Annotated in this window: 14 protein-coding genes; 3 read left to right on the top strand and 11 right to left on the bottom strand. The window is 71.2% G+C overall.

The annotated features are described in order from the left end of the window. Positions 1–42: 42 nt before the first annotated feature. Entirely contained in the window at positions 43–1,089 is a 1,047-nt protein-coding gene (locus tag ACZ48Z_RS32730; RefSeq protein ID WP_468739516.1) for a LacI family DNA-binding transcriptional regulator, read from the bottom strand. Positions 1,090–1,538: 449 nt separating this feature from the next. Between ACZ48Z_RS32730 and ACZ48Z_RS32725 the strand changes: the two genes are divergently transcribed. The 3 genes from ACZ48Z_RS32725 to ACZ48Z_RS32715 are packed head-to-tail and all read left to right on the top strand — an operon-like array spanning position 1,539 to position 4,677. Then, entirely contained in the window at positions 1,539–2,696 is a 1,158-nt protein-coding gene (locus tag ACZ48Z_RS32725) for a Gfo/Idh/MocA family protein (RefSeq protein ID WP_468739515.1), read from the top strand. Then, positions 2,693–3,847, top strand: a complete 1,155-nt coding sequence (locus ACZ48Z_RS32720; RefSeq protein WP_468739514.1) for a dihydrodipicolinate synthase family protein — start codon at positions 2,693–2,695, stop codon at positions 3,845–3,847. Before ACZ48Z_RS32725 ends, ACZ48Z_RS32720 begins: the two co-directional genes overlap by 4 nt. 32 nt (positions 3,848–3,879) lie before the next feature. Next, positions 3,880–4,677, top strand: a complete 798-nt coding sequence (locus ACZ48Z_RS32715) for a sugar phosphate isomerase/epimerase family protein (protein ID WP_468739639.1) — start codon at positions 3,880–3,882, stop codon at positions 4,675–4,677. Positions 4,678–4,995: 318 nt separating this feature from the next. Here ACZ48Z_RS32715 and ACZ48Z_RS32710 read toward each other — a convergent pair whose 3' ends face one another. The 10 genes from ACZ48Z_RS32710 to ACZ48Z_RS32665 form a co-directional block, all read right to left on the bottom strand. After that, entirely contained in the window at positions 4,996–6,756 is a 1,761-nt protein-coding gene (locus ACZ48Z_RS32710) for an amylo-alpha-1,6-glucosidase (protein WP_468739513.1), read from the bottom strand. Positions 6,757–6,847: 91 nt separating this feature from the next. Beyond that, the gene (locus ACZ48Z_RS32705; RefSeq protein WP_468739512.1) at positions 6,848–7,672 is read right to left on the bottom strand and encodes a carbohydrate ABC transporter permease; all 825 of its coding nucleotides are present in this window, start codon (positions 7,670–7,672) and stop codon (positions 6,848–6,850) included. Further along, complete coding sequence (locus ACZ48Z_RS32700; protein WP_468739511.1) at positions 7,669–8,640, bottom strand: carbohydrate ABC transporter permease; 972 nt, start codon at positions 8,638–8,640, stop codon at positions 7,669–7,671. Before ACZ48Z_RS32700 ends, ACZ48Z_RS32705 begins: the two co-directional genes overlap by 4 nt. Positions 8,641–8,660: 20 nt before the next feature. Beyond that, positions 8,661–9,905, bottom strand: coding sequence for a sugar ABC transporter substrate-binding protein (locus tag ACZ48Z_RS32695; protein WP_468739510.1), 1,245 nt, complete (start codon positions 9,903–9,905; stop codon positions 8,661–8,663). Between the two features lie 165 nt (positions 9,906–10,070). Continuing rightward, entirely contained in the window at positions 10,071–11,132 is a 1,062-nt protein-coding gene (locus ACZ48Z_RS32690; protein ID WP_468739509.1) for a LacI family DNA-binding transcriptional regulator, read from the bottom strand. Positions 11,133–12,259: 1,127 nt separating this feature from the next. Beyond that, positions 12,260–12,649, bottom strand: coding sequence for a D-ribose pyranase (gene rbsD, locus ACZ48Z_RS32685; protein ID WP_468739508.1), 390 nt, complete (start codon positions 12,647–12,649; stop codon positions 12,260–12,262). Then, positions 12,646–13,551: a ribokinase gene (locus tag ACZ48Z_RS32680; RefSeq protein WP_468739507.1), complete on the bottom strand. Its 906-nt coding sequence runs from the start codon at positions 13,549–13,551 to the stop codon at positions 12,646–12,648. The genes rbsD and ACZ48Z_RS32680 overlap by 4 nt, the downstream gene beginning before the upstream one ends. A 71-nt stretch (positions 13,552–13,622) precedes the next feature. Continuing rightward, positions 13,623–15,560 (bottom strand): ABC transporter permease/substrate-binding protein, encoded by a 1,938-nt coding sequence (locus ACZ48Z_RS32675; RefSeq protein WP_468739506.1) that lies wholly within the window; start codon positions 15,558–15,560, stop codon positions 13,623–13,625. Beyond that, positions 15,550–17,076 carry a sugar ABC transporter ATP-binding protein gene (locus ACZ48Z_RS32670; protein WP_468739505.1) on the bottom strand — a complete coding sequence of 509 codons (1,527 nt, stop codon included), beginning with the start codon at positions 17,074–17,076 and terminating at the stop codon, positions 15,550–15,552. The genes ACZ48Z_RS32675 and ACZ48Z_RS32670 overlap by 11 nt, the downstream gene beginning before the upstream one ends. Continuing rightward, complete coding sequence (locus ACZ48Z_RS32665; RefSeq protein WP_468739504.1) at positions 17,073–18,113, bottom strand: LacI family DNA-binding transcriptional regulator; 1,041 nt, start codon at positions 18,111–18,113, stop codon at positions 17,073–17,075. The genes ACZ48Z_RS32670 and ACZ48Z_RS32665 overlap by 4 nt, the downstream gene beginning before the upstream one ends. Between the last annotated feature and the right edge of the window lie 7 nt (positions 18,114–18,120).

Raw genomic sequence — 18,120 nt, 5'->3', positions numbered from 1 at the left:
TGCGCGACCACCCCCCACCGGCCGGCACCCGCCCAGACCGCCTCAGCCCCGAGGAACCCCCGAAGACCCCCGGACCATCAGTTCCCCCCGCACCGTCGCGATCCCCCCGGGCGGCGGCTCCTCCCGGCCCATCGCGATCCGCCCCGCCCGGGCCCCCGCCTCCGCCAACGGCAACCGCACCGTCGTCAGCGCGGGCACCACGTCGATGCTGAACGGCAGGTCGTCGAACCCGGCGACGGACACGTCGTCCGGAATCCGCAGCCCGGAGTCCCGCAGCGCCGCGCACGCCCCCAGCGCCACGGAGTCGTTCGCGGCGACGACAGCCGTCAGCGACGGATCCCGGCGCAGCAGCTCCAGCGTGGCCTCGTACCCGGACCGTCGGTCGTAGCGGCCGTGGACGGTCCACCGCGGGTCCTCGGCGATGCCGTGCGCGTCGAGGGCCGCCCGGTGTCCCTCCAGCCGGTGCCGGGTCGTCGTCCGCTCCTCCGGCCCGGCGATGTAGCCGAGCTTCCGGTGCCCGAGCCCGATGAGGTGCTCGGTCAGCTCGCGGCCTCCGCCCCGGTTGTCGAAGGTCAGCGCGACCGCCCCGGCATCCGGTGCCGGCGGCCGCCCGCACAGCACGATCCGGGTGCCCGCGTCCGCCAGCTTGCGCAGCTTGGCGGACATCGCGGCCTGGTGCGGCGCGTCCTCCACGGCTCCGCCGGTCAGTACGACCGCCGCCGCCCGCTGCCGCTGCAGCAGGGTGAGATACGTCAGCTCCCGCTCGGGAGAGCCTCCCGTGTTGCACACGACGCCGAGCCGTTCACCGCCCGCGCGCCCGCCCGGCCCCCCGATCTCGGACTGGATGGCGCCGGCCATGATCCCGAAGAAGGGGTCGGCGATGTCGTTCACCAGGATTCCGACGAGATCCGAGGTGGCGGCGGCGAGGGCGCTCGCCGGACCGTTCAGTACGTAGTCCAGCTCGTCCACGGCCCGCAGCACCCGCTCACGGGTGGTCGCGGCCACGGGGTAGTTCCCGTTCAGTACGCGCGACACCGTCGCGGGGGAGACCTGGGCGCGGGCCGCCACGTCCGCCAGGGTCACCGTCATCTCGTCGTCCTCCGGTCGCGCGCCGCAGCGCATCTCAGTCGTACTCCGTCGTACACGCGGGCATCCGGGGCCCGGTTCCGGACCGGCCTCGGGGCCGGCCCTGCGGATCACGTCGGCGCGGCGGGCCCCGGCACACGCGTCCAAGGCCTGGTCGTCGCAGCTGCGCGCACGGGACCCCGCCCGGTCGGTCGAGTGGAGCCCGCACCGGACCCCGCCCGACCAGTCGAGAGGAGCCGTATGTCACAGCCGACCTGATCCGAAAGACCGACCCTAAGCCCATTAACCTCAGTTGTTCGCCCCCTCGAACAACTCGCCCCTCCCGCAGTCTTGTCCAGACCGCTGGTCAGAGGCTAGCTTCTACGGAGATAGAAAGCGCTTGCTGTATCGCTCATCAGTGGGGGGCGTGCGCGGCGCGCACAACCGCGTACGACGCCTATGAAGGGAATGACGTGACACGCAAGACGGTGCGTATCGCCATGAACGGTGTGACGGGGCGCATGGGCTACCGCCAGCACCTCGTCCGGTCGATCCTCGCGATCCGTGAACAGGGCGGGCTCGACCTCGGCGACGGCGACGTGCTGTGGCCCGAGCCGATCCTCGTCGGCCGCCGCGAGCACGCGCTCAAGGCCCTCGCCGAGCAGCACGGCCTGGACCCGGCGAACATCTCCACCGACGTGGACGCGGTCCTCGCCGACCCGACCGTCGAGATCTACTTCGACGCCCAGGTGACCTCCGCGCGCGAGGGGGCCATCAAGAAGGCGATCGCCGCCGGCAAGCACATCTACACCGAGAAGCCCACCGCCACCGGCCTCGACGGCGCCCTGGAGCTGGCCCGCCTCGCCGAGGCGAAGGGCATCAAGCACGGCGTGGTCCAGGACAAGCTCTTCCTGCCCGGCCTGCTCAAGCTGAAGCGGCTCATCGACGGCGGCTTCTTCGGCCGTATCCTCTCGATCCGCGGCGAGTTCGGCTACTGGGTCTTCGAGGGCGACTGGCAGACCGCCCAGCGCCCCTCCTGGAACTACCGGGCCGAGGACGGCGGTGGCATCGTTGTCGACATGTTCCCGCACTGGGAGTACGTGCTCCACGAGCTCTTCGGCCGTGTGAAGTCCGTCCAGGCCCTCACCGCCACCCACATCCCCGAGCGCTGGGACGAGAACGACAAGCCCTACGACGCCACCGCCGACGACGCCGCCTACGGCATCTTCGAGCTCGACGGCGGCGCCATCGCCCAGATCAACTCCTCCTGGACCGTCCGCGTCAACCGCGACGAACTCGTCGAGTTCCAGGTCGACGGCACCGAGGGCTCCGCCGTCGCCGGTCTGCGCAACTGCCGTGTCCAGCACCGCAGCGCCACCCCCAAGCCCGTCTGGAACCCGGACATCCCGGCGACCGAGGTCTTCCGCGACCAGTGGCAGGAAGTGCCCGACAACGCCGAGTTCGACAACGGCTTCAAGGCCCAGTGGGAGCTCTTCCTCAAGCACGTCTACGCCGACGCCCCCTACCAGTGGGACCTGCTCGCCGGTGCCCGCGGTGTCCAGCTCGCCGAACTGGGCCTGAAGTCCTCGGCCGAGGGCCGCCGTTTCGACGTCCCGGAGATCTCGCTGTGACGATCCGACTCCCCGACTTCCAGGGGGGCTTCAGGGCCTACGAGCCCCGCAAGGAACCCCTCGCCGCCATCCCCGGCACCCCCTTCACCTCCCGTACGGTCTTCTCGGCGGCGCACGTCGTCGCCGATCCGTTCGCCGACAGCACGCCGGACTCCCCGGCCGCCGTCGACTGGGACGCCACCCTCGCCTTCCGCCGCCACCTGTGGTCGCACGGACTCGGCGTCGCCGAGGCGATGGACACCGCCCAGCGCGGAATGGGACTGGAGTGGGCGGGTGCGGCCGAGCTCATCCGCCGCAGCGCCGCCGAGGCCAGGTCGGTCGGCGGTCTCATCGCCTGCGGCGTGGGAACCGACCAGCTCACCGGCCCGGCCACCCTCGCGGAGGTCCGCGCGGCCTACGAGGAGCAGCTCGCCCTCGTCGAGGAGTCCGGCGCCCAGGCCATCCTGATGGCCTCCCGGGCGCTCGCGGCGGCCGCCGAGGGCCCCGAGGACTACCTGGAGATCTACGGTCACCTCCTGCGCCAGGCCACCGAGCCGGTGATCCTGCACTGGCTGGGCCCGATGTTCGACCCGGCCCTGGAGGGCTACTGGGGCTCCAGTGACCTCGACGCGGCCACGGACACGTTCCTCCAGGTCATCGCCGCCCACCCGGACAAGGTCGACGGCATCAAGGTCTCGCTCCTCGAAGCCCAGCGCGAGATCGACATCCGCCGCCGCCTCCCGCAGGGCGTCCGCTGCTACACCGGCGACGACTTCAACTACCCCGAGCTGATCGCGGGCGACGACCAGGGTTTCAGCCACGCCCTGCTCGGCATCTTCGACCCGCTGGGCCCGCTCGCGGCCGAGGCGGTCCGCGTCCTGGACACCGGCGACGCCAAGGGCTTCCGCGAACTCCTCGACCCCACCGTCGAGTTGTCCCGCCATCTCTTCCAGGCGCCCACCCGCTTCTACAAGACGGGCGTGGTCTTCCTGGCCTGGCTGGCCGGCCACCAGAGCCACTTCACGATGGTCGGCGGCCTCCAGTCGGCCCGTTCCCTTCCGCACTTCGCGCGCGCCTACGAACTCGCCGACGGCCTGGGCCTGTTCCCCGACCCGAAGACGGCCGAGGAGCGCATGAAGAACCTGCTCTCGCTGTACGGAGTGACCCAGTGACCGGCGACCTGTCCCGCTTCTCCATCAACCAGATGACGGTCAAGCAGCTGTCGATCCCGGAACTGGTCGATGCCTGCCGCGAGTTGGGCATCGGCAACGTCGGCCTGTGGCGCGAGCCGGTCCAGTCGTACGGCGTCGAGGAGACGGCCAAGCTGGTCCGCGACGCGGGCCTGACGGTCACCACCCTGTGCCGCGGCGGTTTCTTCACGGCGATCGACGCCGACGAGCGGGCGGCCGCCCTGGACGACAACCGGCGCGCGGTCGACGAGGCAGCGACGCTGGGCACCGACACGCTGGTCCTGGTCTCCGGCGGCCTCCCGGCGGGCTCGAAGGACCTGCACGGCGCCCGCGAACGCATCGCGGACGCCCTGTCCGTCCTCGGCCCGTACGCGGAGGAGCACGGGGTGAGGCTGGCCATCGAGCCGCTGCACCCCATGTACGCCTCCGACCGCTGCGTGGTCTCCACGCTCACCCAGGCCCTCGACCTGGCGGAGCGCTTCCCCGCCCGGCAGGTCGGCGTCACGGTGGACACGTACCACATCTGGTGGGACGACAACGCGCCCGAGCAGATCGCCCGGGCGGGCGCCGGCGGCCGTATCCACACCTTCCAGCTCGCGGACTGGACGACCCCGCTCCCCGAGGGCGTCCTCAACGGCCGCGGCCAGATCGGCGACGGCTCGATCGACATGCGGGAGTGGCAGGGGTACGTCGAGGCGGCCGGCTACACGGGCGCCATCGAGGTCGAACTGTTCAACGACGCCCTGTGGGCCCGCGACGGCCGTGAGGTCCTCGCCGAGACCGCCGAACGCTTCGTGGCCCACACCGCGTGAGGTGAGGTGATCGCGGGGGCGGACGCGGACAAAAGAATTCCGAAGACCCGTACAACCCTTTCCCCACCTGGCCGGTCGTACTTGGCATCAGGACTCTTGGAGGGGGATCCGGGGGGATCGCGGGGGTTCTGACGGGGAGGGAAAAGCCGAAGGGGTCCGGTCATCAGACCGGGCCCCTTCGAAGTACCCGCGTGGTCGATCCGCCGCTGGTCAGCTCTTGCCGAGCAGGCGCCAGATCTGGCGTCCGAGCCGGGGTGCTGCTGACCGTCCTGGTACTTGGTGTTGGTGGTCTTCAGCCCCATCCCCTCGATGAGGTTGTCAGGCGACAGCGGTGTCGGCCGCGGCCTGCGCACGGCGCTGCCGGTGGTCGCGGGCGAGCATCAGATAGCTGCTCGCGGTCCAGGTGTAGGCGCGGTCGCGGAGTCCCTCGCCGGTCAGCGCGTCGAAGTTCTCGGCGAAGCCGGAGATCTCGCACAGGGCGCGGAAGCGGGCGCTGATCTCGTCCGCGAGCCGGTCGTGCCCGGCGCGCCGCAGGCCGTCCTCGATGAGGACGGTGGCGGGGGCCCAGATCGGGCCGCGCCAGTAGCCGTCGGACTCGTAGTGGGGGGAGCCGGGGTGTTCGGTCGCCAGGCCGTACGCGGTGAGGTGGGCTTCGATCCGTTCGGCCAGCCGGTTGTGGACCTTGGCGGGCAGGCGGTCGCCGAGCACGATCGGCATCAGGTCGAGCAGGCTCGCGCTCGGGGAGAGGGCTCCGCCGTGGGCCGGGCGGCTCAGGAACCGTTCGCCGTCCCACAGTTCGTCCAGCAGGGCCACCTGGAGGGCGTCGGCTGTCTCGGTGCGGCGCCGGGCGTCGTCCGCGAAGCCGAGTTCGCCGGCCAGCCGGGCCAGTTCGTCGAGCTGGAGGATCAGCGTCGCGGTGAGGTCGGCGGTGACGGCGAGGCGTCCGGGGTCGAAGGTGGTGGCGTTGTCCCAGCCGCTGTCGTTGCCGTGCTGGTAGTGGGGCAGGGCGGTGCCGGGTGCGCGCCGGGCGGTGAGCCAGAAGTCCGTCCAGCGGGTCAGCCTGTCGTACGCCTCCGCCAGTCGGGCCGGGTCGAGCGGTTCGGTGAGCCGGGTGCGCAGGTGGCCCAGGGCCCAGCCGTGGATGGGCGGTTTGACGAAGTTGTAGAGGACCTCGGAGTGGGTGACGGAGTCGGGGAGGGCTCCGCTCTCGTCCTGGTGGTCGAAGGGCAGCGAGAACTGGTCCCAGGCTAGGCCGGGGGCTCCCGGGGCCAGCGCGAGGGCGTTGAAGCAGTGGTCCCAGCTCCACACCTTGTCCATCCAGTGCTTGGACATCAGCACACCGGGCCGGGTGACCAGGCCGGCCGGGCGCACGGTCGCCGACCACACCACGTAGGCGGCGAGTTCGGCGGCCGGAGTGTCGTCCGAGCGCCAGGGGGCGACCGTGTCGGCGAACTCGGCGAACGATCGCCGCGCGGCCTCCACGACCTCGCCGAACGACGCCGAGGCGCGGTAGGGCCGGCGCGCACTGTCGAGTTCCTCGACCGCGACCTCCCAGGTTCCGTCGGCCCCGGCGGCGACCGTGAGTCCGCGGTCCCCGGCGCCCAGGGCCTGCGAGCCGGACACCTCGGCGACCGTGCCGGACAGCACGGTGATCCGGTAGCGGCGCCCGGTCTCGTAGGAGGTGAACGTGTGGGCTCCGTCCACCGGGTCGCGGTAGAAGTAGGTGCCGCTGAACGGGGTCAGTGCCGGGGCCGCGGCGGCGACGCGCAGCGACAGACCCGCACCGCGCAGCCGTACGGTGTCCGGCGACTCGTAGGCGAGGTCGACGCGCCCGTCCGTCCCCGTCCAGCTGAGCAGGCCCGGTGTCGCCTCGACGCGGGTCTCGGCGCGGTCGCCCGTCGCCGCGTCGAGGGGGACCAGGCGCAGGACGGCGTGCATGCCGTTCTGATGCGAGACGAGGTGGAGGTCCTCGGCGTACGTCTTCTCCGCCACCACGGGAGAGATGCCGAACCAGGATCCGTGCGTGCTGAAGGGAATGTCGTGGAGAGAGAAGGCCGGTCCGGACGGGGCGGCGGTCATGGAGGCGGTACTCGTTTCTTGAGGGGGGACGGTCGGTGGTCTGCCGGGCGGGGTGACGGTGCGCGCACGACGGCTCGTCCGCGCGGCAGGGTCAGTCCTTGACGGCACCGGCGGTCACGCCGGCGGCGACATAGCGCTGGGCGAGGACGAGGATGACCGTGGCGGGCAGGGAGGCGACGACGGCGGTGGCCATGATGGCGTTCCACTGCTGGTTGTTGTTGCCGATGTAGTGGTAGATGCCGAGGGTGATGGGCTCGTGCGCCCCGCCATTGGCAAGGGTGCTCGCGAAGATGAAGTCGGACCACGACCACAGGAACGCGAACAGGGACACGGTGACGATCGCGTTGCGGCTCATCGGCAGGACGATCGACCAGAAGGTGCGCAGCGCCCTTGCCCCGTCCATCTGCGCGGCCTGGAGGAGTTCGCCGGGGATGCCGGACATGAACGCGGTGAAGATGAGGACGGCGAAGGGGACGGCCAGGGTGGAGTCGGCGACGATCAGGCCGGGGACGGACTGGAGCAGGCCCAGCTGCAGGTAGATGGCGTAGAAGCCCATCGCCATGATGATGCCGGGGATCATCTGGGCGACCAGCAGGAGGAAGCTGAGCGCGCCGCCGCCGCGCGGGCGGAGTTTGGCCAGCGCGTAGCCGGCCGGTGCGGCCAGGGCCACGGTCAGCAGCACGGTGCCCAGGCCGATGACGAGGCTGGTGCCGAGGTAGGGCAGCTGCTGGTCCAGGACGGCCCGGTAGCCCTCCAGCGTGCCGTGGGCGGGGAACAGGTCGGGTGGGGACTTGCGCATGTCCTGGTCGCGGGTGAAGGACACGTTGAGCATCCAGTAGACCGGGAAGAGCATGACCGCGGTGAGCAGGACACCGGTGGTCGTCTTCCACCACGTACGGCTGGTGCCTGGGTTCATGACAGGGCCTGCTTTCGCTGGACCTTCAGGTAGACGAGTCCGAAGGCCAGGGCGGCGACGACGAGCAGGTTGCCGACGGCCGCTCCGGGGCCGAAGGCGGGCAGCAGGTTGCCGAAGCCGAGCTGGTAGGACCAGGTGGCGAAGGTGGTGGAGGAGTCTGCCGGGCCGCCCTTGGTCATGATCCAGATGATGTCGAAGACCTTGAGGGTGTAGACGAGGCCCAGGAGCAGGGTGATCGCGGAGACCGGGCGCAGCAGGGGGAAGGTGATGCTCCGGAAGCGCTGCCAGGCGTTCGCGCCGTCCAGGGCGGCGGCCTCGTACAGGCTGGTGGGGATCGACTGCAGGCCGCTGTACAGGACGACCAGGTTGAAGGGGACGCCGATCCAGATGTTCGCGATGATCACCGAGGCCAGCGACCAGGACGGCGAGGTCAGCCAGTTCACCGGGCCGATGCCGACCGCGTGCAGGACGGCGTTGACGACACCGGACTCGCTGTTGAGCATCCACGACCAGGTGGACGCCGACACGATCAGAGGCAGCAGCCACGGCACCAGGAACAGGGCCCGCAGGGTGGCGGAGAGCCGGAAGTTCTGGTTGAAGAAGACCGCAAGCGCCAGCCCGATCGCGTACTGGAAGACCAGGCACACGGCGGTGAACACCACGGTGTGCAGCAGGGCGGGGGCGAAGGTCGGGTCGTCGAAGACCTTCCGGTAGTTCGCCAGGCCGGTGAACGGCGCGTCACCCCGCACGAAGGAGCGCACGGTGTAGTTGCGCAGGCTCAGGTCGAGGTTGCGGTAGAGCGGATAGGCGTAGAAGAGGGCGAGGTAGAGGGTCACCGGGGCGAGGAACGCCCAGGCGGCCCACTGCGGGGAGGCGGGACGGCGCCGGGCCGGGGGCGGGGCGGCGGTCGCCGCCCCGTCCCCGTCGCGGACCGGCAGCGCATCCGGCGCTCGTGTCGTGGGGTTCATCAACGGGCCTCTGGCACCGGTTACTTGGCTGCGGACTGGGCGGCCGTGAGGGCGTCCTTCGGCGACTGGGACCCGCTCAGCGCGGACTGGACCGCCTTCCACAACTGCTCGGAGATCTTGGGGTACTTGGTGCCCAGGTCGTCGCTGGTGCGTCCCTTGGCGGCCTTGACCGCGTCGACCCACGGCTTCAGCTCGGCGTTCGCGGCCACCTGCTTGTCCTGGACCTCGCTCGTGGGGGCCACATAGGACAGCGTCGTGTCGGTGGCGAGCAGGTTCTGGCCGTTGGTCAGGCAGGACACGAGCTTCTGCGAGGTGGCGTAGCGGCCGGTGTCGTCCTGCACCGGGAGGGTGACGAACTCGCCGCCCGTCGGGGCGGCCGCGCTGCCTCCCGTGGCGGCGGGGACGGGGATGACGCCGTACTCGAAGCCGGCCTTGTCGGCGTTGGCGAGCTGCCAGGTGCCGTTCTCCGCGAAGGCGTAGTCGCCGGTGGCGAACTCCTGCCAGCTGGTCGTCTGGGTGTTGTTGATCACCGAGTTGGGGGCGTAGTCCTTGTCCAGCCAGTTCTTCCACAGAGACAGCGCGGAGACCGCCTGGCCGGAGTCGAGCGCGGTCAGCTCGGCACCCGAACCCCAGTACCAGGGCAGGAACTGGAAGCTGCCCTCCTCGGTGCCGATCGCGGAGAACGTGATGCCCTTCTTCCCGGCCTTCTTGACCTTCTCCAGCGCCGCCGTCAGTGACGCCCAGTCCTTGACCGAGGCGATGTCCACCCCGGCCTTCTTCAGGACCGCCTTGTTGTAGTAGAGGGCGAGGGTGTTGGCGCCGATCGGCGTGCCGTAGGTCTTGCCGCCCGACTGGCCGGCGGCGAGGAGGTTGGGGTCGACCTCCGAGGTGTCCAGCTTGTTGTCGCCGGTCGTGGTCAGCACGCCCGCCTCGGCCAGGGTGGAGACGACCGGGTTGTCGACGATGAGGACGTCCGCGGAGTTGCCCTGCTGCGCCGCCAGCAGCGCCTTGTTCGTCAGGTCGCTGGTGTCGAACGCGGTCCGCTTGATCTTCACGCCCGCCGTGGTGCCGCACTTGTCCAGCAGGTTCGTCCAGGCCGAGCCCTTGGCGAACTGCGGGTACGGGTCCCAGACGGTGTACGTCTTGCCGTCCGCGCCCTTCGCCGAGGAACTGCCGGAACTCGACGAACAGGCGGTGGCGCCGGTGGTGACGGCGACGACGGTCAGGACTGCGGCGGTGAGATGCCGTCCGGCAGATCGGTTCATGGCGTCTTCCTCATGGGTTGTGGCACAGGTGTGCCCCGGGAATCGGCACAGGTGTGCCCTGGGAGGGGTGCATGCGGGCCGCTGGGCTCGCCGGACCCGGGCGGCGAGTCGCTCGGCCGGCCGGTACGGGGTGCGGAGGGTGAAGTGGTGGGTGCGGGGTGGCGGTCAGGGGTGCATGGGGGTGCCGGGGCCGGGGCCGGGAGCGGGGTCGGCGGGCCTGGTGCCGGCAGGTGCGGTGCTCGCGCGCAGGGAGATGGGTGGGACGAGCAGGTGGTGCCGGGCCGGTGCGTCGGGGTCGTCGAGCCGCTTGACCAACAGGTCGACGGCAAGGCGGCCCATCTGTTCCGCCGGCACGTCCGCGGCGGTGAGCTGCGGGGTCACCGTCTCCGCCCACCGGCCGGCCACCACCCCGGTGACGGAGAAGTCGCGCGGTACATGGCGACCGGCCTGGGCCAGGCCGCGGTAGAGACCGCCCAGCGCGGACTCGTTCAGGGTGACAAGGGCCGTGGTGGCCGGGTCGTCGTGCAGGATCCGCTCCAGGCAGGCGAGGCCCGAGGCGGCGTCGTCCCCGCAGCAGTACGTCCGGACGGTGAGCCCGCGTTCCGCCGCGGCCTTGGTGAAGCCGTCCAGACCCCGGTGGGCCGACTCGTAGCCGGCCCGCAGGAGCTGCTCGGGCCGGTTGACGAAGGCGACCCGGTGGTGACCGAGGTCCGCGAGGTGGTGCACGCAGGCCGCCGCCAGCGCCGTGTGGTCCAGTCCCACCCACCAGGTGCCCTCCGGGTGGGCGGTCCGTCCGATGGCGACCGAGGGGAAACCGACCGCGGTGAGGTGGTCGAGCCGGTCGTCCTCGAGCCGGATCTCCATCAGGATCGCGCCGTCGACCCGCCGCTCGCCCAGCAGCCGCTGGAACGAGCGGTCGCTGTCCACTCCGCTGGGGGAGAGCAGCACGTCGTAGTCGTGGGCCGCGGCGGCCTCGGTGACGCTGCCGATGAAGTCCAGCTGCATGCCGGTGTAGTGGTTCCCGGCCGGCGGGAAGACCAGACCGATGGTGTTGGTCCGGCCGTTGGCCAGGGCCCGCGCACTCGCGTTGGGCTGGTAGCCCAGCTCGTCGATGACCCGCTGGATCTTGTCGCGGGTCTCCTCGGACACGGGGCGCTTCCCGCTCAGGGCGTACGACACGGTGCTCCGCGAGACACCGGCCCGCTGGGCGATCTCACCGATGTTCACGGGGGCTCCTTGCCGACATGGGTCGAACCGGTTCGAGGATTCCGGGGAACGAAACCGGCCGGATGCCGATCGTCGAACCGGTTCGCGTGAAGTGAAGGTAGGAGCAACCCGGGCGGGTGTCAACGCCTCCTGTCGAAATTCTCGTAACGGCCCGGAAACGTCGGTGTGCCGAGGTGCATTGTCGCGTTTTGCTGGATGTGCATCCGTTTGGGCTAGGAGCCGGATGCCTGAATCTGCGGACGGTGGACGCCATGGCGACGCCATGCCCCTGCCCGGACGGTCGGCCGCGCACGGCCGGGAAACCGGGTGCCAGGGGGTATTGCCGGCCGGGTCCTCCTGTTAGCGTGATCGAACCGGTTCGATGAATCGCCGCGGGGAGTGACCGCTGTCGAGGCGCCCCCTCCGCGGAGCGTTGCGGAGTCCCTGGCCGCTACGCCGTGTGCGTCCTCCGCCCGGAGCTCCCCCTCCGGGCGGCAGGCCGCCACCGAGTGACCGTCGCGCTCGTACGGCGGCGGCGGCCGCATGGCTGATCCGGCACACCACGGATCGGGCCCGTACGTAGGCGACGCATCGGATCGCATCGGACCGGAGCACGCCGGATCGCATCGCATCGGATCCAGCGTCCGGGACGCCACGGGATGCGTCGCGGACGGCCACCACCGGATGCCTGCCGTCGGCGTGGACACGGCCCAACTCCCTTTCCACACCCGGGAGATCAAGAGGGGCGGCACGGCCCTCACGGGGCTGGGTCACGGCCCCGGAGGTCTGGTCGTCGCGGGCCCTGACGCCGTGGCCCGACCAAGCAGTCGAGCGGGTCCCGCTGGGCGTCCGCCTTGCTGGAGGCGTCGCGCCGGGAGGCGGGCTCGGAGAACCGGCGGCCCCGGGGCACGGCGTCGGTGCGGCGCAGCGCGCGGACAGCGGCAGCCCCGGCCCGGCCCGGCAACGCTGGAGCTGTGCCGCGGTGCCGGTGCGCGCAGACTCACGTACCGCCAGGCCGGCCCGCCGCCACATCAAGTCGCAGGCCGCGCCCGCGACACAGCACATCCCGTCAGGACCGCCGTGAGAAGCAGTACGAGGGCCCGCGTCCGCGCCGAGCGCACACACCCGCCGCCGCTTGCGACGACCTCCTAGAAGAACACCCCGCACCTGAGCAGCACGTTCGCATACGGCCGTGCCTCGCCGGTGCGGACGACGAGCCGTGCGCCGGCCGACAGCTCCTTGAGCTTCTCGTGGGAGACCAGGTCCAGCCCGGGGAAGCGGGCGTCCAGCAGATCCGCGGCCGCCGGATTGGCTCCGCGCACCTCCTCCGCCGCCGTCGCCCCCTCCACGACCAGCTCGGCGAGCAGCCCGTCCAGCACCTCCGCGAACGACGGCACCCCGGCCCGGAACGCCAGGTCCACCACCCGCGGCCCGTCGGGAATCGGCATACCGGCGTCACACACCAGCACCCCGTCCCCGTGCCCCAACTCGGCCAGGGCGCCGGACAGATGACGGTTCAGTATCCCGGCCCGCTTCACAGCGCCTCGACCTCCTGCGACGTCGGGAAGGAGTCCTGCGCGCCCTCCCGGGTCACCGCGACCGCCCCGACCCGGGACGCGTACGAAGCCGCCTCCGCCAGTCCGGCCCCGGCCCCCAGCCGGAACGCCAGTGCCGCCGTGAAGGCGTCCCCCGCGCCCGTCGTGTCCACCGCGTCCACCTTCACCGACGCCACCCGGGTCACACCCCCGGAGGAGGACGCCACCAGGGAGCCCTCCGCGCCCAGCGTCACGACCACCGACTTCGGCCCCTTCGCGAGCAGCAGCCGCGCCCAGTCCTCCGGCGCGTCGCTCACGCACGCGTCCCCGAGGATCACCTTCGCCTCGTGCTCGTTGACGATCAGCGGGTCGCAGGCGGCCATCACCTCGGTGGGCAACGGCCGCGGCGGCGACGGGTTCAGCACGAAGCGGCTGTCCGGCGCCAGGTTCCGTACGACCTCCACGACCGTCTCCAGCGGGATCTCCAGCTGGGTCGACACCACCCGGGAGGCGTGGAAGAGGCTGGTCGCGGCCCGTACGTCACCCGGGGTGAGCCGCCCGTTGGCGCCCGGCGACACCACGATGCTGTTGTCCCCGGACGGGTCGACGGTGATCAGCGCGACGCCGGTCGGCGCCCCGCCCACCAGCACGCCCACCGTGTCGACACCGGCCGCCCGCAGCGAGTCCAGGAGCAGCCGGCCGTGGCCGTCGTCGCCGACCCGGGCGAGCAGGGCCGTACGCGCGCCCAACCGGGCCGCCGCGACCGCCTGGTTGGCGCCCTTGCCGCCCGGGTGCACGGCCAGGTCCGAGCCGAGTACCGTCTCGCCGGCCGCGGGCCGCCGCTCTACGCCGATCACCAGGTCGGCGTTGGCCGACCCTACGACCAGTAGGTCGTAGTCGTACATGAATTGACTCCCCTAGTCGGTGACACGGGGCGGGCGGCCCGTACCCGGAACCGCCCGCCCACCCGTCGTCGTCAGCCCGTGAACCCGGCCACGTTCTCCTTCGTGACCACCTTCACCGGCACCTTGATCGTCTCCTCGACCTTCTTGCCCTGGAGGGCCTTCAGCGCGTTGTCCACCGCGATTTTGCCCAGTTGCGACGGCTGTTGCGCCACGGATGCGTACAGCGTGCCGTTCTTCACCGCGGTCAGGCCGTCCGGCGTGCCGTCGAAGCCGACCACCGAGACCGACGTGCCGGCCTTGGAGCCCAGTGCCTTGATCGCGCCGAGCGCCATCTCGTCGTTGGCGGCGATGACGCCCTGGACGTCGGGGTGGGCCTGGAGCAGGTTCGACATCACGTCGAGGCCCTTGGTGCGGTCGAAGTCGGCGGGCTGCTGCGCGACGACCTGGATGCCCGGGTAGGCCTTCAGTCCCTGCGCGAAACCCTGCGCGCGCTCACGGGCGGCGGACGTACCGGCCTGCCCCTGGAGGATCACGATCTTGCCCTTGCCGCCGAGCTTCTCGCCGACGGTCTTCGCGGCGAGCTCGCCGCCTGCGATGTTGTCGGAGGCCACGAGAGCGTCCACCGAGGCTTTGTTGACGCCCCGGTCCACCGCGATGACCGGGATCTTCGCCTTGTCGGCGGCCTTCACGGAGTTGCTCGCCGCATCCGAGTCGACCGGGTTGACGATGATCGCGCCGAGGCTCGAACTGGTGAAGTTCTGCAGCTGGTTGGCCTGCTGGGAGGCGTCGTTCTGGGCGTCCGTGACGGTCAGGTCCACGCCCAGCTTCTTCGCCTCGGCCTGGGCGCCCGCCCGGATCTGCACGAAGAAGGGGTTGTTGAGGGTGGACAGCGACAGACCCATCTTCGGGTTCGCCGTTGAGGACGAGCCGTTGTGCAGGAAGGAGGTCGCGCCGACGATCGCCACGGTGACGACGGCCGCGAGACCGTACGTCGCCGCCTGGCGCCCCTTGCCGCCCTGCGAGGCACCGGTCACGGGAGTGGCCCCGGCCTTGCGGCGCAGGGTGTCCAGGAGGACCGCCAGCGCGATGACGACACCGATGACGACCTGCTGCCAGAACGCGGACACGTTCAGCAGGTTGAGGCCGTTCCTGAGGACCGCGAGGATCAGCGCGCCGATGAGCGTCCCGGACGCCTTGCCGGTGCCGCCGGCCAGCGAGGCACCGCCGATGACGACGGCGGCGATCGCGTCCAGCTCGTAGCCGTCGGCGGCCTGCGGCTGCGCGGACGACAGACGGGCGGCGAGCACGACACCCGCGACGGCGGCGAACACACCGGACAGGGCGTAGATGGCGAGCTTCTGCTTCTTCACGCGCAGCCCGGAGAGCCGGGCCGCCTCCTCGTTGCCGCCGATCGCGTACATGGAGCGGCCGATGTACGTCCGTGCGAGCACGAAGGCTGCGAGGAGCCCCATGACGACCATGACGAGGACGGGCACCGGCAGCCAGCCGCCGAGCGTGTCACCGAGGTGCGAGACGGAGTCGGGGAAGGCGATCGGGGAGCCCTCGGAGATCACCAGCGACAGACCGCGGGCCACCGACAGCATCGCCAGCGTCGCGATGAACGGGGGCAGTTTGCCGTAGGCGATCAGGAAGCCGTTGACGAGACCGGCCGCGATGCCGGTGACGATGGCGAGCACCACCGCTATGAACACCGGCACGCCGTGCGAGGTCGCGCTCCAGGCGAGGACGGTGGCCGACAGGGCCGCCACCGAGCCGACCGACAGGTCGATGCCCGCCGAGACGATCACGAAGGTCACGCCGAAGGCGAGTACGGCGGTCACGGCCGCCTGGACGCCGACGTTGAGCAGGTTGTCGGTGGTGAGGAAGTCGCCCGACAGCGCCGACATGGCGATGACGAGGACGATCAGCGCGGTCAGTGCGCCGTTGTCGAGCAGGAGACGGCGCAGACCACCCGCGCTCGCCCCGCCCTTGAGCGTGTCAGTGGCCACCGGGGGCCTCCTTCTCGGTCTTTACGGTGTTCGTGCTGACGGCGAGTGCCATCACGGAGTCCTGCGTGGCCTCGTCGGCGTCGAGTTCGCCGGCGATGCGGCCCTGGGCCATCACCAGCACCCGGTCGCTCATGCCGAGCACCTCGGGCAGGTCGCTGGAGATCATGAGAACTGCGGCACCGGCCGCGGTGAGCTGGTTGATGAGCTGGTAGATCTCGACCTTGGCGCCGACGTCGATCCCGCGCGTCGGCTCGTCGAGGATCAGCACCTTCGTGTCGGCGAGCAGCCACTTGCCGATGACGACCTTCTGCTGGTTGCCGCCGGACAACGTGCGGACGTGCTGCTGGAGTCCGGCCATCCGGACCCCGAGCTGCCCGGCGATCCGCGCGGCGGCCTCGCGCTGCCCCTTGAGGTCGACGAGCCCCGCGCGCGTGCTGGCCCGCATGGTCACCAGGCCCAGGTTCTCCTCGACGCTCTGGTCGAGCACCAGGCCCTGGCCCTTGCGGTCCTCGGGGATCAGCCCGATACCGGCCGCCATGGCGGCGCCCACGTCATGCCCCTTCAGGGCCGTCCCGGAGACCTTCACGGCCCCCTTGTCGTACGGGTCCGCGCCGAACACGGCCCGCACCACCTCGGTACGGCCGGCCCCGACCAGTCCGGCGATGCCGACGACCTCCCCGGCGTGCACCTCGAAGCCGATGTCGTGGAAGACGCCGTCGCGCGTGAGGCCCTCGACCTTCAGCAGGGCCTCTCCGGTGTCGCCGCGCTCGCGCGGGTACTGCTGCTCGATCGAGCGCCCCACCATCAGGCGTACGAGCTCGTCCTCGGGCGTGGTGGCGGGCACCTGTCCGACGGACTTCCCGTCCCGGATGACCGTGACCCGGTCGCCCAGGGCGGCGATCTCCTCCAGGTGGTGCGTGATGAACACGATGCCGACGCCGTCCTCGCGCAGCGTGCGCACGATCGCGAAGAGCTTGTCGACCTCCTCGGAGGTGAGCACCGCGGTCGGCTCGTCCATGATCAGCACGCGTGCGTTCAGACTGAGCGCCTTGGCGATCTCGACCATCTGGAGCCGGGCGATGCCGAGTTCGCGGACACGCGCGCGTGGCGGGACGTCGACCCCGACGCGCTTGAGCAGCGCCTCGGCGTCGGACTCCATGGTCCTGCGGTCGATCATCCCGAGGCGGCGCGGCTGCCGGCCCAGGAAGATGTTCTCGGCGACCGTGAGGTCGGGGACGAGGTTGAACTCCTGGTAGATGGTGGCGATGCCCAGCCGCTCGGCGTCCTGCGCCCCGCGGATGTGCACCTCCTCGCCGTCCACCAGGACGCGGCCCTCGTCGGGGTGGTAGGCACCCGACAGCATCTTGATCAGCGTGCTCTTGCCGGCGCCGTTCTCGCCGAGCAGCACGTGCACCTCACCGCGGCGCAGATCGAAGTCGACGCCGTCGAGCGCGATCACGCCGGGGAAGGACTTCCGGATGCCCTCGATGCGCAGCAACTCGTCCTGGTTGCTCACGGCCTGCTCCTGTTCGTTACGGGGTTCACTTCGGCGTTCTCCGGGGCGGCCTCACCGCAGGAGCGGCGAACGACGAGACGGGCGGGGAGGATGACGGACTCGGGCTGCCGCCCCTCGATGCGGTCCACGAGAGCGCGCACCGCGGCCCGCCCCAGCTCGCCCGTGGGCTGGGCGATCGCGGTGATGGGCGGATCGGTGTGCACGAACCACGGGATGTCGTCGAACGCGGCCAGGGCGAGGTCGTCGGGAACGCGCAGCCCACGCGCGCGTACGGCGTCCAGCGCACCGAGCGCCATCAGGTTGTCGGCGGCGAAGACGACCTCGGGCGGCTCGGGCAGGTCGAGGAAGCCCTCGGTGACCCGGCGCCCGCTCTCGGCCTGGAAGTCGCCCTGGCCCGTGTACGCGTCGGGCAGGTCGAGGCCGTACTCCTGAAGGGCCTCCCGGAAGACGGTCACGCGCTCCTGGCCGGTGGTGGTGGCCGCTGGGCCCGCGATGATCGCCAGCCGCCGGTGCCCGAGCCCGTGGAGATGGGCGACGAGATCCCGTACCGCGGCCCGCCCGTCGGCCCGGACGACCGGCACGGCCACGCCGGGGATCCACCGGTCCACGAAGACCATCGGCGTCCCCGCGCGCACGGCGTCCAGCATCAGCGGGGAGCCGCCGTCGGTGGGGGAGACCAGGAGGCCGTCGATCCGGCGGTCGAGCAGGTTCCGTACGTGGTGGTCCTGGAGGGCGGGCCGCTCGTCGGCGTTGCCGATGATCACGCTGTAGCCGAGCGCGCGGGCCTCCTCCTCCACGGAGCGGGCCAGCTCGGTGAAGTAGGGGTTCATGACGTCGCTGATGACCAGGCCGAGGGTGTGGGTCTGGTCGGTGCGCAGGGAGCGGGCGACGGCGTTCGGGCGGTAGCCCAGGGTCTCGACGGCGGCCAGCACACGCGTGCGTGCGTCCGCGCTGACCGACGGATGGTCGTTCAGGACGCGCGACACCGTGGCGACGGAGACCCCCGCCTCCGCAGCGACGTCCTTGATACTCGCCATCGCCGCC

This window comes from Streptomyces sp. NPDC031225, assembly GCF_055570355.1.
The sequence above is the reverse complement of the archived record's forward strand: the minus strand, read 5'-3'. Positions and strand labels throughout refer to the sequence as shown.

What these genes read in the sequence shown, in the direction of transcription:
- ACZ48Z_RS32730 (WP_468739516.1), bottom strand. Translation starts at nt 1,089, where the DNA reads ATGACGGTGACCCTGGCGGACGTGGCGGCCCGCGCCCAGGTCTCCCCC.
- ACZ48Z_RS32715 (WP_468739639.1), top strand. Translation starts at nt 3,880, where the DNA reads ATGACGGTCAAGCAGCTGTCGATCCCGGAACTGGTCGATGCCTGCCGC.
- ACZ48Z_RS32710 (WP_468739513.1), bottom strand. Translation starts at nt 6,756, where the DNA reads ATGACCGCCGCCCCGTCCGGACCGGCCTTCTCTCTCCACGACATTCCC.
- ACZ48Z_RS32705 (WP_468739512.1), bottom strand. Translation starts at nt 7,672, where the DNA reads ATGAACCCAGGCACCAGCCGTACGTGGTGGAAGACGACCACCGGTGTC.
- ACZ48Z_RS32700 (WP_468739511.1), bottom strand. Translation starts at nt 8,640, where the DNA reads ATGAACCCCACGACACGAGCGCCGGATGCGCTGCCGGTCCGCGACGGG.
- ACZ48Z_RS32695 (WP_468739510.1), bottom strand. Translation starts at nt 9,905, where the DNA reads ATGAACCGATCTGCCGGACGGCATCTCACCGCCGCAGTCCTGACCGTC.
- ACZ48Z_RS32680 (WP_468739507.1), bottom strand. Translation starts at nt 13,551, where the DNA reads ATGTACGACTACGACCTACTGGTCGTAGGGTCGGCCAACGCCGACCTG.
- ACZ48Z_RS32665 (WP_468739504.1), bottom strand. Translation starts at nt 18,113, where the DNA reads ATGGCGAGTATCAAGGACGTCGCTGCGGAGGCGGGGGTCTCCGTCGCC.